General features: G+C 67.6%; 27 protein-coding genes. 11 read left to right on the top strand and 16 right to left on the bottom strand.

All coding sequences use genetic code 11. The annotated features are described in order from the left end of the window. Positions 1–27: 27 nt before the first annotated feature. Entirely contained in the window at positions 28–882 is an 855-nt protein-coding gene (yghU, locus tag OC159_RS00240; RefSeq protein WP_265499149.1) for a glutathione-dependent disulfide-bond oxidoreductase, read from the top strand. A gap of 93 nt (positions 883–975) precedes the next feature. On the opposite strand, the gene ilvC is transcribed toward yghU, so the two are convergent. After that, complete coding sequence (gene ilvC / locus OC159_RS00235) at positions 976–1,998, bottom strand: ketol-acid reductoisomerase (protein WP_265499148.1); 1,023 nt, start codon at positions 1,996–1,998, stop codon at positions 976–978. A 127-nt stretch (positions 1,999–2,125) separates the two neighbouring features. Between ilvC and OC159_RS00230 the strand changes: the two genes are divergently transcribed. Continuing rightward, positions 2,126–2,581, top strand: coding sequence for an Lrp/AsnC family transcriptional regulator (locus tag OC159_RS00230; protein WP_265499412.1), 456 nt, complete (start codon positions 2,126–2,128; stop codon positions 2,579–2,581). Further along, positions 2,578–3,036, top strand: a complete 459-nt coding sequence (locus OC159_RS00225; protein WP_265499147.1) for an Lrp/AsnC family transcriptional regulator — start codon at positions 2,578–2,580, stop codon at positions 3,034–3,036. The genes OC159_RS00230 and OC159_RS00225 overlap by 4 nt, the downstream gene beginning before the upstream one ends. On the opposite strand, the gene OC159_RS00220 is transcribed toward OC159_RS00225, so the two are convergent. From OC159_RS00220 to OC159_RS00210, 3 genes are all read right to left on the bottom strand, one after another. Continuing rightward, positions 3,033–3,917 (bottom strand): DMT family transporter, encoded by an 885-nt coding sequence (locus OC159_RS00220; RefSeq protein WP_265499146.1) that lies wholly within the window; start codon positions 3,915–3,917, stop codon positions 3,033–3,035. The genes OC159_RS00225 and OC159_RS00220 overlap by 4 nt on opposite strands. 6 nt (positions 3,918–3,923) lie before the next feature. Further along, positions 3,924–5,762 carry a dihydroxy-acid dehydratase gene (gene ilvD / locus OC159_RS00215; protein WP_265499145.1) on the bottom strand — a complete coding sequence of 613 codons (1,839 nt, stop codon included), beginning with the start codon at positions 5,760–5,762 and terminating at the stop codon, positions 3,924–3,926. Positions 5,763–5,933: 171 nt separating this feature from the next. Beyond that, a complete protein-coding gene (locus tag OC159_RS00210; RefSeq protein ID WP_265499144.1) occupies positions 5,934–6,248 on the bottom strand; it encodes a DMT family transporter in 315 nt (104 codons plus the stop codon). 243 nt (positions 6,249–6,491) lie between these two features. Here OC159_RS00210 and OC159_RS00205 point away from each other — a divergent pair, with 243 nt between their 5' ends. Beyond that, positions 6,492–6,659, top strand: a complete 168-nt coding sequence (locus OC159_RS00205; protein ID WP_265499143.1) for a hypothetical protein — start codon at positions 6,492–6,494, stop codon at positions 6,657–6,659. 12 nt (positions 6,660–6,671) lie between these two features. On the opposite strand, the gene OC159_RS00200 is transcribed toward OC159_RS00205, so the two are convergent. From OC159_RS00200 to OC159_RS00185, 4 genes are all read right to left on the bottom strand, one after another. Beyond that, on the bottom strand, positions 6,672–7,271 hold the full coding sequence (locus tag OC159_RS00200; RefSeq protein ID WP_265499142.1) for an HNH endonuclease: 600 nt from the start codon (positions 7,269–7,271) through the stop codon (positions 6,672–6,674). Positions 7,272–7,521: 250 nt separating this feature from the next. Further along, positions 7,522–8,178 (bottom strand): alpha/beta hydrolase, encoded by a 657-nt coding sequence (locus tag OC159_RS00195; RefSeq protein WP_265499141.1) that lies wholly within the window; start codon positions 8,176–8,178, stop codon positions 7,522–7,524. Beyond that, positions 8,175–8,807 (bottom strand): DNA-3-methyladenine glycosylase family protein, encoded by a 633-nt coding sequence (locus OC159_RS00190; protein WP_265499140.1) that lies wholly within the window; start codon positions 8,805–8,807, stop codon positions 8,175–8,177. Before OC159_RS00190 ends, OC159_RS00195 begins: the two co-directional genes overlap by 4 nt. Further along, positions 8,800–9,423, bottom strand: coding sequence for a GntR family transcriptional regulator (locus OC159_RS00185; protein ID WP_265499139.1), 624 nt, complete (start codon positions 9,421–9,423; stop codon positions 8,800–8,802). The genes OC159_RS00190 and OC159_RS00185 overlap by 8 nt, the downstream gene beginning before the upstream one ends. A gap of 65 nt (positions 9,424–9,488) precedes the next feature. Here OC159_RS00185 and OC159_RS00180 point away from each other — a divergent pair, with 65 nt between their 5' ends. The 3 genes from OC159_RS00180 to OC159_RS00170 are packed head-to-tail and all read left to right on the top strand — an operon-like array spanning position 9,489 to position 11,638. After that, a complete protein-coding gene (locus tag OC159_RS00180; RefSeq protein ID WP_265499138.1) occupies positions 9,489–10,166 on the top strand; it encodes a pyrimidine 5'-nucleotidase in 678 nt (225 codons plus the stop codon). Between the two features lie 40 nt (positions 10,167–10,206). Continuing rightward, a complete protein-coding gene (locus OC159_RS00175; protein WP_265499137.1) occupies positions 10,207–10,386 on the top strand; it encodes a hypothetical protein in 180 nt (59 codons plus the stop codon). 58 nt (positions 10,387–10,444) lie between these two features. Next, positions 10,445–11,638 (top strand): UbiH/UbiF family hydroxylase, encoded by a 1,194-nt coding sequence (locus OC159_RS00170; RefSeq protein WP_265499136.1) that lies wholly within the window; start codon positions 10,445–10,447, stop codon positions 11,636–11,638. Positions 11,639–11,696: 58 nt separating this feature from the next. Here the strand turns inward: OC159_RS00170 and dapA are convergent, their stop codons facing one another. Then, a complete protein-coding gene (gene dapA, locus OC159_RS00165; RefSeq protein WP_265499135.1) occupies positions 11,697–12,572 on the bottom strand; it encodes a 4-hydroxy-tetrahydrodipicolinate synthase in 876 nt (291 codons plus the stop codon). A gap of 125 nt (positions 12,573–12,697) precedes the next feature. On the opposite strand from dapA, the gene OC159_RS00160 reads away from it, so the two are divergent. Beyond that, a complete protein-coding gene (locus tag OC159_RS00160) occupies positions 12,698–14,764 on the top strand; it encodes a lytic transglycosylase domain-containing protein (RefSeq protein ID WP_265499134.1) in 2,067 nt (688 codons plus the stop codon). On the opposite strand, the gene OC159_RS00155 is transcribed toward OC159_RS00160, so the two are convergent. The 3 genes from OC159_RS00155 to OC159_RS00145 all read right to left on the bottom strand — a co-directional run bounded on the left by OC159_RS00155 (position 14,730) and on the right by OC159_RS00145 (position 17,539). Next, positions 14,730–15,680 carry a DMT family transporter gene (locus OC159_RS00155; RefSeq protein ID WP_407674030.1) on the bottom strand — a complete coding sequence of 317 codons (951 nt, stop codon included), beginning with the start codon at positions 15,678–15,680 and terminating at the stop codon, positions 14,730–14,732. The genes OC159_RS00160 and OC159_RS00155 overlap by 35 nt on opposite strands. A gap of 94 nt (positions 15,681–15,774) precedes the next feature. Then, the gene (locus OC159_RS00150; RefSeq protein WP_265499133.1) at positions 15,775–16,563 is read right to left on the bottom strand and encodes an inositol monophosphatase family protein; all 789 of its coding nucleotides are present in this window, start codon (positions 16,561–16,563) and stop codon (positions 15,775–15,777) included. Positions 16,564–16,624: 61 nt separating this feature from the next. Continuing rightward, complete coding sequence (locus OC159_RS00145) at positions 16,625–17,539, bottom strand: LysR family transcriptional regulator (RefSeq protein ID WP_265499132.1); 915 nt, start codon at positions 17,537–17,539, stop codon at positions 16,625–16,627. A gap of 90 nt (positions 17,540–17,629) precedes the next feature. Between OC159_RS00145 and metF the strand changes: the two genes are divergently transcribed. Further along, a complete protein-coding gene (gene metF, locus OC159_RS00140) occupies positions 17,630–18,493 on the top strand; it encodes a methylenetetrahydrofolate reductase [NAD(P)H] (RefSeq protein ID WP_265499131.1) in 864 nt (287 codons plus the stop codon). Here metF and OC159_RS00135 read toward each other — a convergent pair. From OC159_RS00135 to OC159_RS00120, 4 genes are all read right to left on the bottom strand, one after another. Continuing rightward, the gene (locus OC159_RS00135; RefSeq protein ID WP_265499130.1) at positions 18,490–18,768 is read right to left on the bottom strand and encodes a hypothetical protein; all 279 of its coding nucleotides are present in this window, start codon (positions 18,766–18,768) and stop codon (positions 18,490–18,492) included. The genes metF and OC159_RS00135 overlap by 4 nt on opposite strands. A gap of 42 nt (positions 18,769–18,810) precedes the next feature. Then, a complete protein-coding gene (locus OC159_RS00130) occupies positions 18,811–19,182 on the bottom strand; it encodes a glycosyltransferase (protein ID WP_265499129.1) in 372 nt (123 codons plus the stop codon). After that, positions 19,182–19,469, bottom strand: coding sequence for a hypothetical protein (locus tag OC159_RS00125; protein ID WP_265499128.1), 288 nt, complete (start codon positions 19,467–19,469; stop codon positions 19,182–19,184). Before OC159_RS00125 ends, OC159_RS00130 begins: the two co-directional genes overlap by 1 nt. 181 nt (positions 19,470–19,650) lie before the next feature. Then, positions 19,651–20,805 (bottom strand): type III PLP-dependent enzyme, encoded by a 1,155-nt coding sequence (locus OC159_RS00120; RefSeq protein ID WP_265499127.1) that lies wholly within the window; start codon positions 20,803–20,805, stop codon positions 19,651–19,653. A 155-nt stretch (positions 20,806–20,960) separates the two neighbouring features. Here OC159_RS00120 and OC159_RS00115 point away from each other — a divergent pair, with 155 nt between their 5' ends. Together OC159_RS00115 and OC159_RS00110 are read left to right on the top strand one after the other, a co-directional pair. Next, a complete protein-coding gene (locus OC159_RS00115) occupies positions 20,961–21,392 on the top strand; it encodes an Lrp/AsnC family transcriptional regulator (RefSeq protein ID WP_265499126.1) in 432 nt (143 codons plus the stop codon). A gap of 64 nt (positions 21,393–21,456) precedes the next feature. Further along, on the top strand, positions 21,457–24,546 hold the full coding sequence (locus OC159_RS00110) for a valine--tRNA ligase (RefSeq protein WP_265499125.1): 3,090 nt from the start codon (positions 21,457–21,459) through the stop codon (positions 24,544–24,546). Positions 24,547–24,699 lie beyond the last annotated feature (153 nt).

Below are 24,699 nucleotides of genomic sequence, written 5' to 3'. Positions count from 1 at the left end.
AAGGAAAGGCAATGACAGGATCTCCTCATGAACGACTACGTTCCGCCCAAGGTCTGGACTCCGAACAAGGAAAACGGCGGCAAGTTCGCCAGCATCAACAAGCCGACCGCCGGTGCGCAATTCGATCGGGATCTGCCCGTTGGCAAGCACCCCCTGCAGCTTTATTCCCAGGCGACGCCGAACGGACAGAAGGCGACGATCATGCTCGAAGAGCTGCTCGAAGCCGGTCATGACGCGGAGTATGATGCCTGGCTGATCCGCATCGGCGAAGGGGACCAGTTCGGCAGCGGCTTCGTGGCCGTGAACCCGAACAGCAAGATCCCGGCGCTGATGGACCACGCGACCAGTCCGCCGCGCCGCGTCTTTGAATCGGGCTCGATCCTGCTCTACCTGGCGGAAAAGTTCGGGGCTTTCCTGCCGACCGATCCCGCCGCGCGGACCGAGACGCTGAACTGGCTGTTCTGGCAGATGGGCGCGGGCCCCTATCTGGGTGGCGGGTTCGGGCATTTCTATGCCTACGCGCCCAACAAGATCGAATACGCGATCGACCGCTTCACGATGGAGGTCAAGCGCCAGCTGGACCTGCTGGACAAGCGCCTGGCCGAGACGCGCTTCGTCGCGGGCGAAGACTATTCCATTGCCGACATGGCGATCTGGCCTTGGTACGGACGGCTGATCACAGGCGGGGCCTATGGCGACGCCGCGACCTTCCTTGACGCTGAGAGCTACAAGAACCTGCACCGCTGGCAGGCCGAGGTGGCGGCCCGTCCAGCGGTCCAGCGCGGGATCATGGTCAATGCCACATCCGGCGATCCGTCCAAGCAGCTTCATGAACGCCATGACGCGTCGGACTTCCAGACGCGCACGCAGGACAAGCTGTAAGGGATGGCAGGGCAAGGAGGATGACCTTGGATCACCTACCTTCGTTCGATTGCGCCGGGGGCCGACAGCCCCCGGCGCTTCCAGTTTCGCCGATCAGTTGCGGGCGCGATCGACCATCTTGCCCTTGGAGATCCAGGGCATCATCTCGCGCAGCTTGGCGCCGACCTGCTCGATCTGGTGCTCGTCGTTGATGCGGCGGGTCGCCTTGAACGAGGGCTGGCCCACGGAGTTCTCCTGCATGAAGTCGCGCACGAACTTGCCCGACTGGATGTCGCGCAGCACGGCTTTCATGCGGGCCTTGGTCTCGTCATAGGGCAGGATGCGCGGGCCGGACACGTATTCGCCATATTCGGCCGTGTTCGAGATCGAGTAGTTCATGTTCGCGATGCCGCCTTCATAGATCAGGTCGACGATCAGCTTCACCTCGTGGAGGCACTCGAAATAAGCCATCTCGGGCTCGTAGCCCGCCTCGACCAGCGTCTCGAAGCCCATGCGGATCAGCTCGACCAGGCCACCGCAGAGGACCGCCTGCTCGCCGAAGAGGTCGGTCTCGCATTCCTCGCGGAAGTTGGTCTCGATGATGCCCGAGCGGCCGCCGCCGATGGCCGAGCAATAGGACAGGCCGATGTCCATCGCCTTGCCCGACGCGTCCTGGTGCACCGCGACCAGGCAGGGCACGCCGCCGCCCTTGACGTATTCGCCGCGGACCGTGTGGCCGGGGCCCTTGGGCGCCATCATGATGACGTCCACACCGGGCTTCGGCTCGATCAGGCCAAAGTGCACGTTCAGGCCGTGCGCAAAGGCGATCGCCGAGCCTTCGCGCAGGTTGTCGTGGACGTATTTCTTGTAGGTCTCGGCCTGCAATTCGTCCGGCATGGTGAACATGATCACGTCGCACCAGGCGGCAGCCTCGGCGATGCCCATGACCGTCAGGCCTTCGCCCTCGGCCTTCTTGGCCGAAGCGCTGCCCTCGCGCAGGGCGACGACGACGTTCTTGGCGCCGCTGTCGCGCAGGTTCAGGGCATGAGCGTGGCCTTGGCTGCCATAGCCGAGGATCGCGACCTTCTTGTCCTTGATCAGGTTCACGTCGCAATCGCGATCATAGTAAACGCGCATAGGATCATCCTTTCGATTTGATGAGGCGGTTGTACGCCGCCCCGGATGATTTCCCGATGCATTCTGCGCAGAAGCTGCGGCCTTGCCGAAAAGATCATTCCGCATTATCCGCTGCAGCATGAAATTCATGTCGGACAGCACTGATCGCCGCATTCTTCGTCAGCTTCTGGCCGAACCGGGGGCAACGAACAGCCTGCTGGCCGAGCGCGCCGGTGTGACCACCGCTAGCCTTTGGCGGCGGCTGGAACGGATGCGCGAGGCGGGCGTGCTGAAGGGGGTGCAGGCGCGCATCGACTGGCGCGCGATGGGCTGGGCGGTCGAGGTGTCGCTGCGTTTCACGCTGGACAAGACGGACCCTCGCGCCTTCGACGAGTTCCTGGGCGCCCTGCGCCAGGTCCCCGAGGTGATCGAAATCCAGAGCTTCCTCGGCAGCGTGGACTGGCGCGCCTCGGTCATCGCCCGGGACATGGCGCATTGGCAGCAGGTCTATCGCGACCGCATCCTGACCCTGCCCCATATCGCCGAACTGGACGCGCTGATGCTGGTCGCCAGCATCAAGGACAGCGAGGAGCTGGCGCTGTGACCGATCTCGACACCACCGACCTGTCGATCCTGCGGCTGCTGGCGCAGGATGCGACCCGCAGCGCCGCCGAGATCGGCCGCGCCGTGGGCATCGGCCAGCCTGCCGCCTGGCGTCGAATCAAGCGGCTGACGGACCAGGGCGTGATCGCGGGGCGACGGGTGGTGCTGGACCACGCCGCGCTTGGCTTTGGGGTCAGCGTCTTTCTGGGCATCAAGCTGGCCGCCAAGGGCCGCACCGGGCTGGAGGATTTCGAGCGTGCCGTGACCGCCATCCCCGAGGTTCAACTGGTCCAGCACGTTCTGGGGCAGTTCGACTATCGCCTGCGGATCACCGCCCGCGACATCAGCGATTTCGAGCGCATCCTGCGCCGCCGGATCATGACCCTGCCCGGCGTCGGTCAGGTCGAGGCGAACGTGATGCTGTCCGAGGAACGCCGGCCCGGCCCCCTGGGCTAGGCGCGCCGTTCCCGGTGCCAGACGTAAAGCCCGGCCGACAGGATGATCGCCGTGCCGAGCCATGTCCAGCGGTCGGGCAGGTCGCCGAAGGCCATCCAGCCGATCAGGGTCGCGCCCACGATCTCCAGGTATTGCAGCGGGGCCAGCATGCTGGCCTCGGCCAGTGAAAAGGCCTGCGTAATCGCCAAGAAGGTCACCGCTGCCAAGGCACCGGCGCCGATGATGGCGAACTGCGCCCAACCCGGCGCCTGCATCAGGCTGGCGGGCGCACGGCCCATGACCCAAGCCCCGGTCAGCGCCGCCAGCCCCAGCATCGCGGCACAGGCGGCCGCGCCGATCTGCAGGCTCAGCGCCGACTGCCGACGCGTGGCGCTGCGCATGACTACGACGTTCATCGCATAAAGCAGCGCCGCAAGAACCGGCATCAGCGTCACCGGCCCATAGACGGCAAAGTTCGGCCTGATCACGACCAGCGCGCCGATCAGGCCCACTCCTACCGCGGCCAGGCGGCGGGGGCCCGGAACCTCGCCCAGCAGCGGCCCGGCCAGCAGGGTCAGCAGCAGCGGTTCAAGGAAGAAGATCGCGATGGCCGTCGCGATCGGCATCTGCTGGAAGGCCGAAATCAGGCAGAACGACACGCCGATCAGACAGGCCCCCGACAGCGCCGCCGCCCGCGTCATCAGCGGCCCGCCCAAGCGGCGGCGCAGGATCAGCGCCACGGGCACGAACCACAGCGCCTGCGCGGTGGCGCGCCAGACCGTCACCTCGAAGGGCGGGGCGACGGCGGTCAGCGCCTTGGTGATCGCGTCACCCATCGGCAGAAGCAGCATGGCCAGCGCCATGATGCCCATGCCAAGCGCGGGATGATCCTTCGGCGTCACGCCCGATCAGTCGGGAATGACGCGCACCGCGCCCTTGGCGGCGCTGGTGGTCATGGCCGCATAGGCCCGCAGCGCGGTCGAGACCTTGCGCTGGCGCGGCTTGGCGGGCTTCCAGCCTTCCGCCTCGCGCTGTTCGCGGCGGGCGGCCAGGGTGGCGTCGTCCACGACCAGCTCGATCTTGCGGTTGGGGATGTCGATGCGGATCAGGTCGCCCTGTTCCACCAGGCCGATGGTGCCGCCCTCGGCCGCCTCGGGCGAGACATGGCCGATCGACAGCCCCGACGAGCCGCCCGAGAAGCGCCCGTCCGTGACCAGCGCGCATTCCTTGCCCAGCCCCTTCGATTTCAGATAGCTGGTCGGGTACAGCATCTCCTGCATGCCGGGCCCGCCGCGCGGACCTTCGTAACGGATCAGCACGACCTCTCCGGGTTTCACCTTGCCGGTCAGGATGGCGCTGACGCTGTCGTCCTGGCTTTCGAAGATATGGGCCGGACCTTCAAAGGTCAGGATCGATTCATCAACGCCTGCCGTCTTCACGATGCAGCCGTCCTCGGCAAGGTTGCCGTAAAGCACCGCTAAGCCGCCGTCCTTGCTGAACGAATGTTCGGCGCTGCGGATCACCCCGGTCGCGCGATCCAGATCCACGTCGTCATAGCGGCGATCCTGCGAAAAGGCCGTCTGCGTCGGCACCCCGCCCGGAGCGGCCCGGAAAAAATCATGGACCGACGCCGCCTCGGTGCGCGACACGTCCCACCGGTCCAGCGCCTGCGCCAGCGTGCCGGAATGGACGCTGCCCACGGAGGTATCCAGCAGCCCCGCCCGGTCCAACTGCCCTAGGATCGCCATGATGCCGCCGGCACGGTGCACGTCCTCCATATGGACGTCGGCCTTGGCGGGCGCGACCTTGCACAGGACCGGTACCTTGCGCGACAGCCGGTCGATGTCGGACATGGTGAAGTCGATCTGCGCCTCATGCGCCGCGGCCAGCAGGTGCAGCACCGTGTTCGTGGACCCGCCCATGGCGATGTCCAGCGTCATCGCGTTCTCGAAGGCCGCGAAGCTGGCCACGTTGCGTGGCAGGACCGACGTGTCGTCGCCCTCGTAATACCGCCGCGCCAGATCCACGATCAGGTGCCCCGCCTCGACGAACAGCCGCTTGCGGTCGGCATGGGTCGCCAGGGTCGAGCCGTTGCCCGGCAGCGACAGGCCCAGGGCCTCGGTCAGGCAGTTCATCGAGTTGGCCGTGAACATGCCCGAACAGGACCCGCAGGTCGGGCAGGCCGACCGCTCGATCGCCTCGACATCGGCGTCCGAGACCGAATCATCGGCCGCCGCGACCATGGCATCGACCAGGTCCAGCGCCTTCACCTTGCCGTCCTGCAGGACGACCTTGCCTGCCTCCATCGGGCCGCCCGACACGAACACGGTGGGGATATTCAGCCGCAGCGATGCCATCAGCATGCCCGGCGTGATCTTGTCACAATTGCTGATGCAGACCATCGCGTCGGCGCAATGGGCATTCACCATGTATTCGACCGAATCGGCGATGATTTCGCGCGAGGGCAGCGAATAGAGCATCCCGTCGTGGCCCATGGCGATACCGTCGTCGACGGCGATGGTATTGAATTCCTTGGCGATGCCGCCCGCCGCCTCGACCTCCCGGGCGACCAGCTGGCCCAGGTCCTTCAGGTGGACATGGCCCGGCACGAACTGAGTGAAGCTGTTGACGATGGCGATGATCGGCTTGCCGAAGTCGCTGTCCTTGACGCCCGTCGCGCGCCACAGACCGCGCGCGCCTGCCATGTTGCGACCGTGGGTGGTTGTGCGGGAGCGATAGGCGGGCATGGCTGATCTCCTTTGGCTGGCATTGCGTTTAGCACTACCCGCGCCGAAAGGAAATTGCCCCCGCAACACGCTGTCGGTGGTTTTCTGTCAGGGACCCCGAAAGCGACGCGCGGGGGGTCCGGGGGGCGCAGCGCCCCCGGCCGTCGCGGGACGCAATCGCCTGGTCTGCGGTCAGGACGCCAGCTTCATCGTCAGGATGCCGGCGACGATCAGCCCCGCCGCCAGAAGCCGCAGCGGCGTAATCGGCTCGCCCAGGAACGCGATGCCGATCATAAAGCCGCCGACCGCGCCGATCCCAGTCCAGACGGTATAGGCCGTCCCGAGCGGCAGGCTGCGCATCGCCAGCGCCAGCAGCCAGAACGACCCGATCATCCCGACCATCATGATCAAGGTCGGCCACATCCGGGTGAACCCCTGCGACTGCTTCATCGCAACCGCCCAGACAACTTCCAGCAAACCGGCCAAGGACAGCAGGATCCAAGGCATCGACAACCTCCTTCATCCGTCCGGGTCGTCCCGGCAATGGTGCCATTCTGGCCGAGGTCGTCCTCAAAGCCCCATCTAGGAACGCTCCGCCGCCGGGTCAAGCGCTCCGGATCCGGCGCGGCGGGCTGTGACAAATGCGCGCAATCGCCCGAGGAACCGCAGGCAAATGTCGGGCATTGTCTGGACAGGCTTTCCAAGTGCCGCTGCCAACCCCATAGTTGCGGCAAGCGAAAGGAGTGAGCGATGCCTCTGACCCATTTTCTGGTGCTGATCTGCGCCGTCGTCGTCGGCGCCGCGCTGACGCTCTGGGTCAGCCTGGCGGCGGGGCTGCCCGTGGTCACGATCCTGCTTCTGGCGCTCAGCTGCGCGCTTCTGGTGCACCTGGGACAGCGCGACCGCCACGACCACTGACGGGAACCCGCGTCAGCTGTCCAGTTCGGCATCCCAGTAAAGGAAATCCATCCAGCTTTCGTGCAGGTGGTTCGGCGGAAAGCGCCGCCCGATCGCGTGCATTTCCTCGGCCGAGGGCTGGCGCGCCGGCTTGCGCAGGTGCATCCCCGAATGGCGCAGGCTGCGGTTGGCCTTCTTCAGGTTGCACGGCGAACAGGCCGCGACCACGTTCTCCCAGCTGGTCACCCCGCCGCGTGACCGCGGCACGACGTGGTCGAAGGTCAGGTCGCCCTTTGCGCCGCAATATTGGCAGCAGAACTCGTCCCTCAGAAAAAGATTGAAGCGCGTGAATGCCACGCGCTTCTGGGGTCTGACAAAATCCTTGAGAACGACGACCGAGGGTATCCGGAAGGCCTGCCGCTGACTTCGCACCTCGTGGTCGTATTCGGCAATGATCGACACCCGATCCAGGAACACCGCCTTGATAGCTTCCTGCCAGGGCCAAAGCGACAGCGGATAGTAGCTCAGCGGCCGGTAATCCGCATTCAGGACCAGCGCCGGATAGTGGCGCAGGTTCGCAGGCTCGCGCACGAACTGTGTCCTGAAGTCCGTCTGATGATGGTCGTCAAGCATAGCGCCTACCCGTCTGCCCCTTGGGGTTGACCGGGGCGCCCGTCACATCCGTTGATCCGACTATATATCGCGTCGGCCTTCTGGCAAGCCCCCGCATCTGTCCGGGGACTCTCCTGCCGATACCAACCAGCGGTGACAGCCACATGACGGCACAAGCCGCTGCCCCCGAACGACCGCGGGGCCCCGCCACCGCCGGCCCTCTCCGGGGCCGGCAGATCCGCGCGCTGCCTCGGCAGCGTGCGCCGGGCGATCAGGCGCCCAGACGCTCTCGCAGGAAGGCCAGCGCCACGGACAGACCGTCAGGGGAAATACCGTGCCCGGTCCCCTCCATCACGTGGCCATAGACGATGAACCCCGCCGCCTGCAGCGCCTCGCCCGCCAGCCCCATGTCCTCGAAAGGCACCATCTGGTCCTGATCGCCATGGATCAGCAGCACCGGCGGCTTGACCTTCGCCTCGGCCTCCAGCAGCTGCGGCTCCAGCAGCCGGCCGGAAAAGCCCACGACCCCCGCCACCGCCCGGTCCCGCCGGGGCGCCACCTCCAGCGCCATCATCGTGCCCTGCGAGAACCCGACCAGCACCATCCGGTCAGGGGCCAGCCCCTCATCCGCCAGGACGCGGTCCAGGAACGCGTTCAGCAGATCGGATGACTGCATCGCGCTGGACCGGGCGTCGGCCTCGGAGGATCCGTCCAACCAGGGGATCGGAAACCACTGGAATCCCAGCGGGTTGTTCCGGCAGGGCTCGGGCGCGTCAGGCGCATAGAAGGCCGTCTCGGGCATGTGCGGCGCCAGCGGCTCTGCGAGGCCCAGCAGATCGTTGCCGTCAGCCCCATAGCCATGCACCAGGACGACGACCGAGGACGCCTTTGCGGGCCCCTTTCGGTCGGATGTCAGCTGTTCTGTCATGTAATTCCCTCGCGTCCCTTGGCACGCCGGTGATAGGCCCACAGCCCCCGCGCCGCAACCGCACGCCACGGTTGCCACGGCAGCGCCAGCTCGCGCAATGCCGCCGGTCCCGGACGGGCCGGCAGATCGTACATGATTCGCGCGGCCTCCTGCAGCGCCAGATCGCCCGCCGCGAAGACATCGACCCGCCCAAGCGCGAACTTCAGATAGATCTCGGCCGTCCAGACGCCGATGCCGGGCAGCGCGACCAGCTGCGCGATGACCTGATCGTCAGGCAGATCGCGCAGCCCCTCCCAGTCCAGCCGCGCCTCGGCGATGCCGCGCAGATAGCGGGCCTTGGGTCGCGACAGCCCCGCCGCGCGCAGATCATCGTCGCCGGCCCCTCGCAGCGCCGCCTCGGTCGTCAGCCCCGCCGCCTCGAGCCGCGCCCAGATCGCCGCCGCCGCCGCGACCGAGACCTGCTGCCCGACGATTGCCTGCGCCATCGCCGCAAATCCATCCGCCTGCCGACGCAGGGGCAGCGGCCCCAGGTCCGGCAGCACCCGCGCCCAGACCGGACAGACCGCCGCCAGATGGGCGCAGCCCTCGGCCAGATCGTCCTCGGTCAGGATCAGGCGGTGCTCAGCCACCCGCCTGCGCCTCCAGCTTCAGCCGGGTCTCCCACGCCATCGAGATGTGCTGCCGCAGCGCCTTGTCCGCCGCCGCCCCGTCGCCCGCCGCGATGGCATCGACGATCCGCGAATGTTCGGCCAATGCCGTCTCGCTGCGCCCCTCGGCCGCCAGAGAGGTGCGCGCCATCAGCGCCATTGTCCGATGCACCAGATCCAGCTGCTGGACCAGGTAGCGGTTGTGGGACGCCAGGTGGATCTGCCGGTGGAACCGCTTGTTCGTCCGCGCCAGGATCTCCGGATCGCCCTTGGCGCGACGGTCCTCCTCGACCATCTGCGCCAGGACGCGCACCTCCTCGGGCGTTGCGTGACGCGCGGCCAGACGACCTGCCAGCGCCTCCAGCTCGGCCCGCACGGTGTAAAGCTCGGCCAGTTGGTTGTGGTCCAGGGACGCCACGATCAGGCTGCGCCCGTCGCGGACCAGCATCGCCTGCGTCTCCAGCCGCTGCAGCGCCTCGCGCACGGGGGTGCGGCTGACGCCAAACCGCTCGGCCAACTCGGATTCGACCAGCCGACTGCCGGGGCGATAGGTGCCGGCCTCGATGGCGGCCAGGATCAGGGAATAGGCGTCCTTCATGGCCGACACGATTGGCCGGCCCGCGCCGAATTGCAAGCACGCCCGGCGCGCGCTATGCCCCCGGCATGGATTTCTCACATGTGCGCATCTGGATCTTCGATCTGGACAACACCCTCTACCCGCCCGAGGCGCAGCTTTTCGCGCAGATCGAGACGCGGATGACGGCGTGGATGATGCGCCTGCTGGACGTGCCGCAGGATCACGCGAACAGGCTGCGGGCCGAATACTGGCGGCTGCACGGGACCACACTGGCGGGGCTGATGGCCGAACATGCGATCGACCCGCAGGCCTACCTGGCCGATGTGCACGACATCGACTTTTCGGTCCTTGACCCCGCCCCCGACCTGGCGCGGGCCATCGCCGCGCTGCCGGGGCGGCGGATCGTCCACACGAACGGCGACGCGGCCTATGCCCGCCGCGTCCTGGCGGCCCGCGGGCTTGAAAACCTCTTCGAAGCCGTCTACGGCATCGAGGAGACGGGTTTTCAGCCCAAGCCCGCCGCCGAGGCCTTTGCCCGCGTCATCGCCGCCGCCGGCATCGACCCGCGCCAGGCCGCCTTCTTCGAAGACGACCCCCGCAACCTGCAGGTCCCCCACGACCTGGGCATGCGGACGGTGCTGGTGGGATCCGGCCGCCACGGCCCCGACGCGCTGCAGGGCGACCCCGGCCCGCACGTGCACCACCGCACCGATGACCTGACTGCGTTCCTGTGCCGCATCGTCCCGCAGCCGCAACCGGGCTAGGGTCCGGCCGAACGCGCGCCACCTGGAAGAGACCCCGACCATGACCGCCATCGCGCATCGCCGCCCCGTCCTTCACCTGCTCGTCCTCGCCCTGCTGGCGACCGTCGTTCTGGCCGTCGCCGCCGTCGCCCATTTCGGCCTGGCCGTCCTTGGCCTCGTGGGACTGGTGCTGACCCTTGCGGTCTTCGCCGTCATGCTGGCCTTCACGGCGGGCAACTAGGGCCTTTTCCTTGGCGGGGCAGTCGGCGCATGGTGGGGCCAAACCGAAAGGCTGCACCATGACGGACATCCGCGACATCGACATCCTGATCTCGGGCGGCGGCATCGCCGGGCTGATCGCCGCCGCCGCCTTCGGATCGCAGGGCTTCTCGACCGTCTGCGTCGATCCCGCCCCCCCCGTGACCGAGGAAACGGCGACCGGTGCGGACCTGCGCTCGACCGCTTTTCTGACGCCCTCGGTCAAGCTGCTCGAGCGGATCGGCCTCTGGGAACGGCTGGCGCCTCATGCCACGGCCCTTCAGGTCATGCGCATCGTCGATGCCGGCGGCGCCAGGCCGCTGCCGCGCCTGACCCGCGACTTCGATGCCTCGGAAATCGGCGACCAGCCCTTCGGGTGGAACCTGCCGAACTGGCTTTTGCGGCGCGAAATCTCGGCCCAGCTGGACAGCCTGCCCAACGTCCGCTTCCGTCCCGGCACCGGCACGGCCGTCGTGCTGGCGCGGGACGAAGGGGTGATCGTCACCCTGACCGACGGCAGCCGCCTGCGCACGCGCCTGCTGGTTGGCGCCGACGGGCGCAATTCGGCGGTCCGGCAGGCGCTGGGGATCGGCGTGCGCACCTTCCGCTATGGCCAGAAGGCGCTGGCCTTCGCCGTGACCCACGACCAGCCCCACCACAACGTCTCGACCGAGGTGCATCGATCCGGCGGCCCGTTCACGCTGGTCCCCTTGCCGGACCGCAACGGGCAACCCTCCTCGGCCGTTGTCTGGATGGAGAACGGGCGCGAGACCGCGCGCCTGCGGGCCCTGTCGTCAGAGGCCTTCGAGGCCGAACTCGACGCCCGCTCGGCCGGTGTGCTGGGGCATCTCACGCTGGCGACGCGGCTGACCGAATGGCCGATCATCAGTCAGATCGCCGACCGCTTCACCGGCCCCCGCACCGCCCTGATTGCCGAGGCCGCCCATGTCGTGCCCCCCATCGGCGCGCAGGGCCTGAACATGAGCCTTGCCGATCTTGGCGCGCTTCTGGACCTCAGCCGCGGCGATCCGGGCAGCCGCAGCTCGCTTGCGCGCTTTGAACGATCTCGCCGCCCCGAGGCCCATGCCCGTCTGCTGGGCATCGACGCGCTGAACCGGGCCAGCCAGGCGAACCTGCGCCCGCTGCGCGACATGCGCGCGGCCGCGCTCGGCGGCCTTTACGGTATCGCGCCGGTCCGCCGGCTGATGATGCGGGCGGGGCTGGGCCTCAACTAGGCCTCTCTCGGTCCTGCGGGTCGGCACAGGCGACGGGGGTCAAGCCCGCCTGCCGGCCTCAGATCAGGCCGGCGTGTTGCAGCGCCGCGTCGATCAGCCGCCGCGTCGGCTCGGTCAGCGGCGTCAGCGGCAGGCGCACCCGCTCGTTGCAGAGACCAAGACGCGACATCGCATATTTCGCGCCCACAAGGCCCGGCTCGACGAAGATCGCCAGGTGCAGCGGCATCAGAAGGTCCTGGAACTGCAGCGCGGCGGCATAGTCGCCCCGCAGCGTCGCCTCTTGGAACTGGGCGCACAATTTCGGCGCGACGTTGGCTGTCACGCTGATGCAGCCCACGCCGCCGTGGGCGTTGAAGCCGAGTGCGGTCGCGTCCTCTCCCGACAGCTGGACGAAGTCCGCCCCGCAGGTCATGCGCTGGCAGCTGACCCGCTCCAGCTTGCCGGTCGCGTCCTTGACCCCGATGATCGAGGGGATCTGCGCCAGCACGCCCATCGTCTCGGGCATCATGTCGACGACCGAGCGGCCGGGAATGTTGTAGATGATGATCGGCAGGTCGCAGGCCTCGGTCAGGGCGGTGTAATGCGCGATCAACCCCGCCTGCGTCGGCTTGTTGTAATAGGGTGTCACCACCAGCGCCGCATCGGCGCCGACGCTGGCCGCGTGCTGCAACAGCCCGATCCCCTCGCGGGTCGAATTGGACCCAGCGCCCGCGATCACCGGGACGCGGCCATCGACCGCACGCACGACCTCCTCGATGACGGTGCGGTGCTCGTCATGTGTCAGGGTTGGGCTTTCGCCGGTGGTGCCGACCGGCACCAAACCGTGCGTGCCCTGATCGACATGCCATTCGACCAGCTTATTCAGCGTGTCCAGATCCAGCTCGCCGTCCGGGGTGAACGGCGTGACGAGGGCTGGCAGAGACCCTTTGAACATGGCACGCTCCTTGGTGAACTTCTGGGCATAGATGCAATTCTGCGGTCCCTTCCCTAGCGCCGGGCGCGGAACTTGCCAAGGTTGTGAATTGCACAGGTGCGCCATGATGGTGACACAGGGTGGTGATGCGACTTCTGCGTGACATGCTGACCGCCGGCCTTCTTCTGGCCCTTCCCCTTGCCGCCCCCGCGCGGGCCGAGGATCCCGGCGCCATGGCCCTGGCTCTGGCCGCCACCGATGCCCAGGACTGGGTCACCGCCCGCGACGCCGCCCGCCGCGCCGGCCCCATGGCCGAGGCGCTGGTCGGCTGGCACGCCCTGCGCGCGGGCTTTGGCGAGTTTTCGGATTATGCGGACTTCCTGCGCCAGAACCCGGATTGGCCCGGCCTCGACCTGCTGATCCGGCGCGGAGACGCCAAGCTGGGCGCCGGTGCCGATCCCGACGACCTGCGCCTGTGGTTCGACGGCCGCGACCCCGCGACCCTGACCGCGCTGGAAGCTATGGCGGCAGCCCTGCCCGCCCGCGACGCGGCGGCCCTGCGCAACCGTGTCTTCACCGCCCAGCCCTTGTCCGCCGCCGACGAGGCCGCGCTGCTGACCGCGCATCCCGACCTTGGGGCGCTTGTCCCGGCCCGCGTGCAGGCGATGCTGGATACGCACGAATGGACGCAGGCCGAACGCCTGCTGCCCCGCCTGCCCGAACCCGACCGTGCCCTGCCCGCCGCGCGCATCGCGCTGCAGGCCGGGAGGGCTGGCGTCGACGACCTGATTCTGGCGCTGCCCGACGACCAGCGCGCCGACCCGGGACTGACCCTTGACCGCTTCCTGTGGCGCGTCCGCGCCAAGCAGCACGAAGGCGCGCGGGCGCTGATGCTGGAGGCCTCGACCAGCGCCGAGGCGCTGCGCGACCCGGCGCAATGGGCGCAGATGCGCGTCGACTACGCACGGCTGGCCATGCGGAACGGCGACTGGTCCCGCGCGCTGCGGCTGGCGCATCCGCATTTCCTGCCGCCCGACAACCGCCACTACAGCGACCTGGAATGGCTGGCGGGTTTCGCGGCGCTGAAGACGGACGATCCCGCCCGCGCGCTGAAGCATTTCCTGCACCTGGAAACCGTCGTCGGCGCCGCCATCAGCAAGGCCCGCGCCTTCTACTGGCAGGGCCGCGCCCACGAGGCGCTTCGGGACGCCAAGGCCGCCGATGCGGCCTATCGCGCGGCCGCCGATTCTCCCGGCGTCTATTACGGCCAGCTGGCGATGGAAAAGATCGGTGCGACTCTGCCCGCCGACTATGCCCAGCCCGACCCCGGCATCGAGACCCTGCCCGACTGGCGCGGAAGCGCGTTGCGGGAAAACGACGTCTTCCGCGCCGGGCTGTGGCTGATCGCCAGCGGGCGGCGCGACGACGCGCAGCGGTTCTTCCTGCACCTGGCCGAGACCGCCCCGCCCGAGGATATCGCCCGCATGGCGCGCCTGATGTTCGAAGCTGGCGCGCCGTGGCACGGCCTGCGGCTGGCCAAATACTCGGCCAACCAGGGTGTGATCTGGCCCGTCGCGCAATTCCCGTTGACCGGACTGGAGCGTGAGGACCTGGGCCTGCCGCCGGAACTGGTCATGGCTATCGCGCGCCAGGAATCCGAATTCAACCACACCGCCAGCAGCCCGGTGGGCGCGCAGGGGCTGATGCAGGTGATGCCCGGCACGGCCGAACAGGTGACCCGCCAGATCGGCCTGCCCTATGACCTCGCGCGCCTTTCCAGCGACGCGGCCTACAACGCGCGCATCGGGTCGCAATACCTGATCGGGCTGACCGACCGCTTCGGGCCGTCGGTCGCACTGATCGCCTCGGGGTACAACGCGGGGCCGGGGCGCCCGGCGCGCTGGCTGGGGGATTTCGGCGACCTGCGGCGCGATGCCGATCCGGTCGACTGGGTCGAGCTGATCCCCTTCGACGAGACGCGCAACTATGTCATGCGCGTGGCCGAGGCGCTGCCCGTCTATCGCTCTCGCATCCACGGCACGCCGGCGCCGGTGGTGACGCGGTGGGACCTGTCGGGCGGCGGTCAGGTGCCCGCGCCGGAACCGCGCCTGACGCTGGCCCTGTCGGCGCGGCCGAACCCCAAGCCCTTCGTCGGACCGCGTTTGCCGGAGGGCTGGTTCAGCGCGACCGCCTCCGCTGTCGCCACAGAGTGAAGATGCCCGCACCCACCACGATCGCCCCGCCAATGACCACGTTCGGTCGCAGCGTTTCGAAAAACAGCCAGACGCCCAGGAAGCTGACCCAGACCAGCTGCGTATAGGCGAAAGGCTGCAACGCCGATGCCTCGGCCATCTCGTAGCTGCGAATCATCAGGTAGTGCGAGGACATGCCGCAGACGCAGAGGCAGGCCATCCAGATCCAGTCCACCGGCGCCAGCCACTGCCAGTCCCAGATGCCCACCAGGGTGATCGCCACTGCACCGGAAATCCCGGTCCAGAAGAAGCTGACCATCGCCGGGTCGTCGCGCGAGACGTGCCGCGTCAAAAGGCCGTACAACGCGAACATCAGCGCCGCTCCGAACGGCAGCAGCGCGGTGACGCTGATCACTCCGCCGCCGGGATTGAGGATCACCATGATGCCCAGAAAGCCGATGGCAATGGCGGTCCAGCGCCTCCAGCCGACCGATTCACCGAGGATCGGGCCAGACAGCGCCGCGACCAGCAGCGGATAGACCGAAAAGACGGCATGGGTTTCGATCAGCCCGAGGCGAACAAAAGCCTCGACCATCAAGAGCACCTCGAGCGCGAGGATCGCACCACGGGCAATCTGGGTCAGCGGGCGTCTGGTGCGGATGGCCCGCTTCAGCCCGCCGGGCTGGCGCGAGACCAGAGCGATGACAAAGATCGCGAAGACCCAATACCGGATCATCACGATCAGCACGGGCGGATAGGCGCCGCCCAAAATTCGCGAGAACACGTCCTGCAGCGCGAAGATCAGGCTGACGGCGCACATCATCCCGATCGCCAGCCCCGTGCGGTCGCGCACGGGTGGCGGGGTGGTCTGTGTCACCGGCGGTGCCGAGACGGCAGCGGATGCGGCATAAGGCTTGTCTGGCTGATCGTCGGGCATCGGGGCGCCTGTCTGTGATACGCCCCTGTTGCGCCCTGCACCGGGCAAGGTCAAGCAGCCGGCTTGCACGATCTGCAACCCGGCTGGCGCGCCTTCAGTCCCGGGCGCGGATGATCTTGGCGAAGGGCTCCAGCAGGGTCGGGTTCGCCGCGATGATGCGGCCCGATTCCAGCGGGTCGTCGTTTTCGCGGATGCCGTGGACGAAGCCGCCGGCCTCGCGCACCATCAGGATGCCCGCCGCCACGTCCCAGGGCTTGTTGCCGCGTTCCCAATAGCCGTCGAAGCGGCCGGCCGCGACATAGGCCAGGTCCAGTGCCGCCGCGCCGAATCGGCGCACGCCTGCGCTGACCGGCATCAGCTGCGCCAGGTCCTGCAGCGCGGCAGGCAGCGGTCCGCGTCCGGCGAAGGGGATGCCCGTGGCAAAGACCGAATCGGCCAGCCGGGTCCGGCCCGACACGCGCAGGCGCTGGTCGTTCATGAAGGCGCCGCCGCCCTTCTCGGCCACGAACATCTCGTCCTTGGCAGCGTCGAAGATGACGGCGGCGACGATTTCCTTCTTGTGCTCCAGCGCGATGCTGACGGCCCAGTGCGGCAGGCCGTGCAGGAAGTTCGTGGTCCCGTCCAGCGGATCGACGATCCACCGGCGGGTCGGGTCGTCGCCTGCATCCTCGCCGGTTTCCTCGCCCAGCCAGCCATAGCTGGGGCGGGCGTTCATCAGCTCTTCCTTGATGACGCGCTCGGCCTCTCGGTCGGCGCGGGTGACGAAGTCGCCGGCGCCCTTGACGCTGACCTGAAGGTTCTCGACCTCGCGGAAATCCTTGACGAGGCCGCGCCCGGCCTTGCGGGCGGCCTTGATCATCACGTTCAGATTGGCGCTTGCCATCGGGTGCTCCGGGAATTGGGGTTGGCCGCGTCATAGGCCAGCCGGGGCGGAATGCCAAGCATCACGCCGCAGCGCCGCGCAGCATGCGCAGGGGTTCGGTCCGCGACAGGCGCAGCACATGCGCCATGTAGGGCTGCGCAAGGTCCCCGGCCCGCACCGCCGCATAGAGCCGGCGCCGGATGCCCTGCGGCCCCAGCGGCAGCATGGCCAGTTCCGGGTTCGCGGCCTCGCGCCGCAGCACCCAGTCCGGCATGACCGCCACGCCGCGCCCCGAGGCAACCAGCATCAGCGCCACGGCGGTCAGCTCGACCGTCCGCTGCCGCACGGGCTCGACGCCCGCGGGCGTCAGGAACTGACTGAAGACGTCCAGCCGGGCCCGGTCCATCGGATAGGTGATCAGCGTTTCCCCGGCCAGATCGGCGGGATCGGCGTGACCCTTGGCGACCAGCGGATGCCCCGCCGGCACCACCAGCGTCGGGGCGTAGTCGAACAGCGGCTGGAAGATGACGTCCGGCAGATCCTCGGGGTCGGAGGAGATCACCAGGTCCACCTCCTCGCGCACCAGCGCGGGCAGCGCGCCGAAGGCCAGCCGCTGGCGGATGTCCACGTCCACATCGGACCAGGCGCGGCGGAAGATGTCCAGGACCGGCAGCAGCCAGTCGAAGCAGGCGTGACACTCCATCGCGATGTGCAGCCGGCCGATGCGACCCGCCTCGACGCCCTTGAATTCGGCCTCGGTGGCAGCGACCAACGGCAGCACCTGCTCGGCCAGGCGCAAGAGGCGCATCCCTGCGGCGGACAGGCGCATGGGCTTGGCGCGGCGGACGAACAGCTGCGTGCCCGCCTGCTCCTCCAGCGCCTTGACCTGATGAGACAGCGCGCTTTGCGTGATGTTCAGCACCTCGGCCGCGCGGGCCAGGCCGCCCTGTTCGTGGATGGCATGGACGGTGCGCAGGTGGCGCAGTTCCAGATGCATGATGAGCCGCCTTCACTTTGATCTTGAGGATTATGAATTTGTCTCACGCCACCGACTGTGGCACAAGCGCCTCAACAGAAAGGACCAGCCATGACCCCGCCGAAGATCAGTTTCGAGTTCTTCCCGCCGAAGACGTTGGAAGCCTCGTTCCGGCTGTGGGAGACCGCGCGGGCGCTGGCGCCGCTGGCCCCCGATTTCGTGTCGGTGACCTATGGCGCGGGCGGCACGACCCGCAAGCTGACGCACGAGGCCGTGACCACGATCAACCGCCAGTTCGGGCTGGAGGTTGCGGCCCACCTGACCTGTGTCGAGGCGACTCGTGCCGAGACGATGGAGATCGTGCAGTCCTATGCAGACGCCGGCATCCGCGAGATCGTGGCGCTTCGCGGTGATGCACCGCAGGGGGCGGACCGCTTCACGCCGCATCCCGACGGCTTCACCAACACGGTCGAACTGATCGAGGCCATCGCCGCCCGTGGCGACATGACGATCCGCGTGGGCGCCTATCCCGAGCCGCATCCGGACAGCCCGGACGGCGACGCCGACGTGGCCTGGCTCAAGCGCAAGATCGAGGCCGGCGCGACCAGCGCGATCACGCAGTTCTTCTTCGAGCCAGAAACCTTCTTCCGCTTTCGCGACAAATGCGCGGCCGCGGGGATCGATGCGCCGATCATCCCGGGCATTCTGCCGGTGCAAAGCTGGGCTGGCACCAAGCGCTTTGCCGCAACCTGCAACACGACCGTCCCCGGATGGGCCGAAGATGCGTTCCAGCTTGCCGCGCTCGACGGCCCCGGGGCGCAGCGGGCGCTGGCCACCAGCCTCTGCGTCGACCTATGCGAAAAGCTGATCGCCGGCGGCGTCGACCGGCTGCATTTCTATACGCTGAACCGCCCCGAGCTGACCCACGAGGTCTGCACCGCCCTGGGCGTCCGTCCCCTGAACGCCGCGGCCTAAGTCAGCAGGAACTGTGTCTGCCGCACATAGCGGCGAAATTTCCGGGCGCGGGCTGGCGTCTTGACCAGCGCCCGCGCCCGCGGCTTGGCTTCCAGGACGGCGCGGGCCGGAATGCCCGGCGCCCGCCCCGCGTCATAGACGGCCTGCTTGCCTTGCAGCACCGGGTGGTGCCGCATGAACTGGCGATAGCTTTCGGCGTGGCGGGGGCGCCACAGGCTGTCCGGCAACTGCCACGGCTTCGGCGCGCTGGAAACGTGCAGGATCTTCGGCCGCATCCGGTCGAAGCCGCCCATATTCAGGTAGAACGTCGAATAATTTTAGCCCGGCGACAGCGGCAGCAAGTATCCGGCACGGATGGCGTTCAGCGCCGGTTGGTCATGGTGGGCGCAAGTCCCCGCCTTTGTCAGGAAGACGTCCAGCGCGCGCGGCGCGATCTCGGCCCAGGTCTTGCGGCGGAACGGCATCAGCCCCGCGTTGAAACAAGATCCCGCATCGTCCAGTTGCAGCGACGTCAGGTGATACTCCGACCAGCCCGGTCGCTGGCGCGCAGGACCCTCGAACATGACGAAGTTTCTGGCCGCCGCGGCGATCCGCCCTTCGGGCACGTCCAGGCGCAGCAGGGGCGCGGCGTCGCCGACCAGCTGCATGTCGCCGTCCAGGTACATGATGCGGTCGCAATCGTCAGGCATCATGTCGCTGATCTCCAGCCGCGCCAGAGCCGCCAGGGAAACATGCCCTCGAAGAAGCGCGCATAATCCGAGGATGCCGCGAGATCCTTCGTCGAAAGCGCAACAAGCCGGGTTGAAGGACTGGCGAAGTCGCGGCGCAGCGTCTCGATGAAGCTCTCCGGCGGATCGAGGATGAAGACCATCGCGTCGGTCAGGTTCGACAGGGCGGGTCCCGACAATTGGTCGGCCATCAGCATCGACGGCACGATGAGCCCCATGTCCGTGACCAGAATGCTCAGCGTCTTCACAATCAAACTTGCGGAAAGGATCGTGAACTGCCCCAGCTTGTGGGGCGCCAGGATGATACCGCCGCAGGCTGACCGCCTTGCGTCAGTTTGACAACCGGCCAGGCTCCAAACGCGGAAACAGCGCCGCCTGAAAGGCGGTGCTGCTGAATCTTTCTGAACAGAACAGTGGAAGCGGCTGAAATCAGCTCAGCTGCATGACCGTCGCATGGGTCATCGCGCCGAATCCGTTGAAGCGTGTGTTCGTGACCGTGGAATAGGCGCCGGCACCGTGGAAGATCACGAAGTCGCCCTCGGCCACGTCGTCCGGCAGGCTCAGCTCTCCGGGCAGGCGATCGACCGAATCGCAGGTCGGGCCGAAGATGACCCGGCCGCCGGCATCGCCGCCGCGCGGCTGGCCCTGGGGGGTCAGCACCTCGATCCGGTCGATATTGCCGATGATCGGCAGTTCGGCCAGGCCGCCATAGACGCCGTCGTTGAGGAAAACGTGGCCGCCGTCGCGGATACCCTTCACGCGGGTGATCAGCGAATAAGCGTCGGCCACCAGCCCACGACCGGGTTCGCAGACGAGCGCAGGCGCGTCGCCGCCGAACATCTCGGTCGCCGTGTCTCCGATCTCCTGGAAGATCGAGGCGAGGTCGGGTTCGACACCGACCACGCGATGCGACGGAAAGCCGCCGCCGACGTTCAGTCGATGCGCGCGTACGCCAGCCATCTCGCAGATGTCCTTGGCGACGCGGATATAGCTTTCCCAGGCGATCGGGTCGGTGCACTGCGTGCCAGGGTGGAACGTCAGCGACGGGACATAGCCGCGACGCTCGACCTCGGCCAGCAGCTCGGCGGCCAGCTCGGGCGTGGCGCCGAACTTGGACCCGAAGTCATAGGCTGCACCCAGCACGGGCAGCTTGAACCGGGGCGAAATCTCGACCCCTGCACCGTCGACGGTCGTCGGGACCTGCTCGAACAGCTTTTCCAGCTCGGACCGGCTGTCGACGGACCAGGACCGGATGCCCTGCGCGACGGCGTGCGCGATCTCGGACCGGGCGCGGACGGGGTTGTGATAATGGCGGGCGGCGCGAGGCGCCACGCGGCCGATCAGGTCGATCTCGAAAGGCGAGGCGACGTCAAATCCCTGGATGCCGGCGGTGACCAGGTTCTGGATCACGACCTCGTCGGGGTTCGACTTGACCGCATAGGTCACCAGCCCGGGGAAGCCGTCGATGAACTGCCGCGCACGGTCCTGCAGCACCGTCGGCGCGAAGACCATGACCGGATGTTCCGGTGCCAGATGTCGGATGACCTCGGCCGGATTGTCCCAGACGGTCTTCTGTTGTCCCATTGACGTTCCTTTCGCAGCTGCAGCTTTCGGGGGTGAGAGGGTCGAACCCAGAGTGGCGCTTTTGGGTTCCGATTTCACCGATGAAAAGGGTAGATCTGCATCGTCTTATCGTTAATATGCCGGGCTTGATGTCATTATGACGAAAGCGCCCGGATTTGGACGACCTTGACCGCAACATCCTGGCGCAGCTGTCGGGCGACGCGCGCATGTCCGTGGCCGTGCTGGCCCGCAAGCTGCGCGTCGCGCGCTCGACCGTGCAGGCCCGGCTGGAGCGGCTGGAGGGGAACGGCGCCATTGCCGGCTATACCTTGCGCCTCGGAGAGGCCGCGCGCGGCGCCCGCATCCGCGCCACCGTCCTTCTGGGGATCGAGCCGCGCGCCCAGGCCGCCGTGCTGTCGCGCCTGAAGGTCATCCCCCAGGTCGAGCGCATCCACACGACCAGCGGTCGCATCGACCTGCTGGTGCAGCTGGCAGCAGGATCGACGACCGAACTGGACGAGCTGCTGGACCGCATCGGCGGGGTCGAGGGCGTGCGGTCGTCGGAAAGCCTGATCCACCTGTCGACCAAGCTGGACCGCGCGGTTTAGGGCGACGATCCCTTGGCCTTTGCCTGCGCATTCGCTAATCCATCCGCAGGCAAGGGGATACGCGATGACGATGGACAAGAGCTTTGACGCCAAGGCCGCCGAGGCCCGGATCAGCGGCGAATGGGAACAGGCAAACGCCTTCGCGGCAGGGGCCAACGCCTCGCGCAGCGAAACCTTCACCGTGATGATCCCGCCGCCGAACGTCACCGGCAGCCTGCATATCGGCCACGCCTTCAACAACACCCTGCAGGACATCCTTGTCCGCTGGCATCGGATGCGCGGCTTCGACACGCTGTGGCAACCCGGCCAGGACCACGCCGGCATCGCCACGCAGATGGTCGTGGAACGCCGCATGGCCGAGCGCCAGGAGCCGACCCGCCGCGAGATCGGGCGCGAGGCCTTCACCACCAAGATCTGGGACTGGAAGCGCGAATCCGGCGACACGATCATCAACCAGCTGAAGCGGCTCGGCGCCAGCTGCGACTGGTCGCGCAATGCCTTCACCATGTCCGGCGCCCCCGGTGCGCCCGCCGGCGAGGAAGGCAACTTCCATGACGCGGTGATCAGGGTCTTCGTGGACCTCTACAACAAGGGCATCATCTATCGCGGCAAGCGCCTGGTGAACTGGGACCCGCATTTCGAGACCGCGATCAGCGACCTGGAGGTCGAGAACCGCGAGACACCGGGCCACATGTGGCATTTCAAGTACCCGCTGGCCGGCGGCGAGACCTACGAATACGTCGAACGCGACGAACATGGCCGCGTCACGCTGCGCGAGACCCGCGACTATATCAGCATCGCGACCACACGGCCCGAAACCATGCTGGGCGACGGTGCCGTCGCGGTGCACCCGTCCGACGCGCGCTATGCCCCCATCGTCGGGAAGCTGGTCGAGATTCCGGTGGGCCCGAAGGAACATCGCCGCCTGATCCCGATCATCACCGACGAATACCCCGATCCCGGTTTCGGATCGGGCGCGGTCAAGATCACCGGCGCGCATGACTTCAACGACTATGGCGTCGCGATGCGCAACAACATCCCGCTCTATGCGCTGATGGACGGCAAGGGCGCGATGCGCGCCGACGGGCTGTCCTATGCAGAAAGCGCCGCCGTCGCGACCCGCGCCACGGGGGGTGAGGATGTGGGCGACGTGGCCGGGGTGAACCTGGTGCCCGAGGATCTGCGCGGGCTGGATCGTTTCGACGCCCGCAAGCGCGTGATCGACGCGATCACTGCCGAGGGTCTGGTCGTCACCTACCTGCACAAGGAAATCGACAAGGAAACCGGGGCCGAGCACCTGGAAAAGCGCCCGCTGGTGGAATCGAAGCCTATCATGCAGCCCTTCGGCGACCGCTCGGGCGTGGTGATCGAGCCGATGCTGACCGACCAGTGGTTCGTCGACACGCAGCGCATCGTCGGTCCCGCATTGGACGCCGTCCGCGACGGCCGCACCGGCATCCTGCCCGAACAGCACCGCAAGGTCTATTTCAACTGGCTCGAGAATATCGAGCCTTGGACCATCAGCCGCCAGCTGTGGTGGGGTCACCAGATCCCGGTCTGGTACGGGCTGGACCTGTCCGTCCAGGGTTTCCGCGACGACGAGGGTGACGGCGCGCTGGACGAGGTCGAGCTGTTCCGCCTGCTGGAGGGCGGCCTGGTGAACGCGGGCGAACGCCAGCACTGTGCCCCGCAGTTCGACGCGGTGGCCGACCTTTTCCGCGACGATATCGCGGGCCTTCCGCAGCCGCTGGTCGCCAGCCGGGTGGTCGAGGTCAAGGACCGCGACGCGGCGGTCGAGATGCTGGCCCGTGCGCTGGCCGACTACAACCTGTCGCAGGACCCGACCCACCTGATCTATCCGGTCTGGCGCGACCCGGACGTTCTGGACACCTGGTTCAGCAGCGGTCTTTGGCCCATCGGGACGCTTGGCTGGCCCGAATCCACGCCGGAGCTGCAGAAATACTTCCCGACCGACGTCCTCGTCACCGGCTTCGACATCATCTTCTTCTGGGTCGCCCGAATGATGATGATGCAGCTGGAGGTCGTGGGCGACGTGCCCTTCCACACCGTCTATGTCCACGGGCTGGTGCGCGACGAAAAGGGCGCCAAGATGTCCAAGTCAAAGGGCAATGTCATCGACCCGCTGACGCTGGTGGACGAATACGGGGCCGACGCGCTGCGCTTTACCCTGACGTCGATGGCGGCGATGGGCCGGGACCCGAAGTTGGGGCCGAAGCATGTCGAGGTGAACCGGAACTTCGTCACGAAGATCTGGAACGCCACCCGCTTTGCGGAGATGAACGGCGTGCGCGGCGGCGGCGCGCGGCCTGTGCCCAGCCATACCGTGAACCGCTGGATCATCGGGGAAACCGCCCGCATCCTGATGGATGTGGACCAGGCGCTGGCCTCCTATCGGTTCAACGACGCGGCGACGGGGCTTTATGCCTTTGTCTGGGGCAAGGTCTGCGACTGGTACGTCGAGTTCGCCAAGCCCCTGTTCGACGGTGAACATGCCGCCGAGACCCGCGCCACGATGGGCTGGGTTCTGGACCAGTGCTACCTGATGCTGCACCCGATCATGCCCTTCGTCACCGAGGAGCTGTGGTCGCTGACCGACGACCGGCCGAAGATGCTGGTCCACGGTGACTGGCCTGCGCTGGGTGCCGACCTGATCGACGCCGAGGCCGACCGAGAGATGAACTGGGTCATCGCCCTGATCGAATCCGTGCGCTCTGCCCGCGCCCAGATGGGCGTCCCGGCAGGTGCGAAGCTGGACCTGATCGTGACCGAGGCCGATGCCCCCGCCCGCGCTGCGCTGGCCGCCAACGGTCCGCTGATCGAACGTCTGGCGCGGGTGAACGCGCCTGGGGACGGCGCGACCGGGCGCGGCATGATTGCAGTGGCCGTTCAGGGCGCCAGCTTCGCGCTGCCCATCGGCGACGTGATCGACGTTCCGGCCGAGACCGCACGCCTGACCAAGGCGAAGGCCAAGACGGAAAAAGATGCCGAAGGGCTGCGCAAGCGCCTGTCGAACCCCAGGTTCGCCGAGAACGCCGAGCCGGAGGTCATCGAGGAAACCCGTGACAAGCTGGCCGCGCTGGACGACGATATCCTGCGGCTGAACGTGGCGCTGGCGCAGCTGGCGGCGATGTAGGCCTGCGCCTTCGTGCGGCACCCGGCCTTGCAGCGGGTGCCGTCGAAAGGAACAGGGGGTGGCGCGGAATGGGGCTGGCTGGACCGGATCGCCGAACGGATGATGCTGAAGGCCCGCGCCGAAGGGAAGCTCTCGAGCCTCGAGGGAGAGGGC

The organism is Paracoccus beibuensis (assembly GCF_026162625.1).
GTDB classification, from domain to species: Bacteria; Pseudomonadota; Alphaproteobacteria; order Rhodobacterales; family Rhodobacteraceae; genus Paracoccus; species Paracoccus beibuensis.
Note: the sequence above shows the minus strand (reverse complement) of the source record. Positions and strands in the feature narration are given on the sequence as shown.

Coding starts and splice junctions, on each gene's coding strand:
- yghU (WP_265499149.1), top strand. CDS start 28: ATGAACGACTACGTTCCGCCCAAGGTCTGGACTCCGAACAAGGAAAAC.
- ilvC (WP_265499148.1), bottom strand. CDS start 1,998: ATGCGCGTTTACTATGATCGCGATTGCGACGTGAACCTGATCAAGGAC.
- OC159_RS00230 (WP_265499412.1), top strand. CDS start 2,126: ATGTCGGACAGCACTGATCGCCGCATTCTTCGTCAGCTTCTGGCCGAA.
- ilvD (WP_265499145.1), bottom strand. CDS start 5,762: ATGCCCGCCTATCGCTCCCGCACAACCACCCACGGTCGCAACATGGCA.
- OC159_RS00210 (WP_265499144.1), bottom strand. CDS start 6,248: ATGCCTTGGATCCTGCTGTCCTTGGCCGGTTTGCTGGAAGTTGTCTGG.
- OC159_RS00205 (WP_265499143.1), top strand. CDS start 6,492: ATGCCTCTGACCCATTTTCTGGTGCTGATCTGCGCCGTCGTCGTCGGC.
- OC159_RS00200 (WP_265499142.1), bottom strand. CDS start 7,271: ATGCTTGACGACCATCATCAGACGGACTTCAGGACACAGTTCGTGCGC.
- OC159_RS00195 (WP_265499141.1), bottom strand. CDS start 8,178: ATGACAGAACAGCTGACATCCGACCGAAAGGGGCCCGCAAAGGCGTCC.
- OC159_RS00185 (WP_265499139.1), bottom strand. CDS start 9,423: ATGAAGGACGCCTATTCCCTGATCCTGGCCGCCATCGAGGCCGGCACC.
- OC159_RS00180 (WP_265499138.1), top strand. CDS start 9,489: ATGGATTTCTCACATGTGCGCATCTGGATCTTCGATCTGGACAACACC.
- OC159_RS00175 (WP_265499137.1), top strand. CDS start 10,207: ATGACCGCCATCGCGCATCGCCGCCCCGTCCTTCACCTGCTCGTCCTC.
- OC159_RS00170 (WP_265499136.1), top strand. CDS start 10,445: ATGACGGACATCCGCGACATCGACATCCTGATCTCGGGCGGCGGCATC.
- dapA (WP_265499135.1), bottom strand. CDS start 12,572: ATGTTCAAAGGGTCTCTGCCAGCCCTCGTCACGCCGTTCACCCCGGAC.
- OC159_RS00160 (WP_265499134.1), top strand. CDS start 12,698: ATGCGACTTCTGCGTGACATGCTGACCGCCGGCCTTCTTCTGGCCCTT.
- OC159_RS00155 (WP_407674030.1), bottom strand. CDS start 15,680: ATGCCCGACGATCAGCCAGACAAGCCTTATGCCGCATCCGCTGCCGTC.
- OC159_RS00150 (WP_265499133.1), bottom strand. CDS start 16,563: ATGGCAAGCGCCAATCTGAACGTGATGATCAAGGCCGCCCGCAAGGCC.
- OC159_RS00145 (WP_265499132.1), bottom strand. CDS start 17,539: ATGCATCTGGAACTGCGCCACCTGCGCACCGTCCATGCCATCCACGAA.
- metF (WP_265499131.1), top strand. CDS start 17,630: ATGACCCCGCCGAAGATCAGTTTCGAGTTCTTCCCGCCGAAGACGTTG.
- OC159_RS00135 (WP_265499130.1), bottom strand. CDS start 18,768: ATGCGGCCGAAGATCCTGCACGTTTCCAGCGCGCCGAAGCCGTGGCAG.
- OC159_RS00130 (WP_265499129.1), bottom strand. CDS start 19,182: ATGCCTGACGATTGCGACCGCATCATGTACCTGGACGGCGACATGCAG.
- OC159_RS00120 (WP_265499127.1), bottom strand. CDS start 20,805: ATGGGACAACAGAAGACCGTCTGGGACAATCCGGCCGAGGTCATCCGA.
- OC159_RS00110 (WP_265499125.1), top strand. CDS start 21,457: ATGACGATGGACAAGAGCTTTGACGCCAAGGCCGCCGAGGCCCGGATC.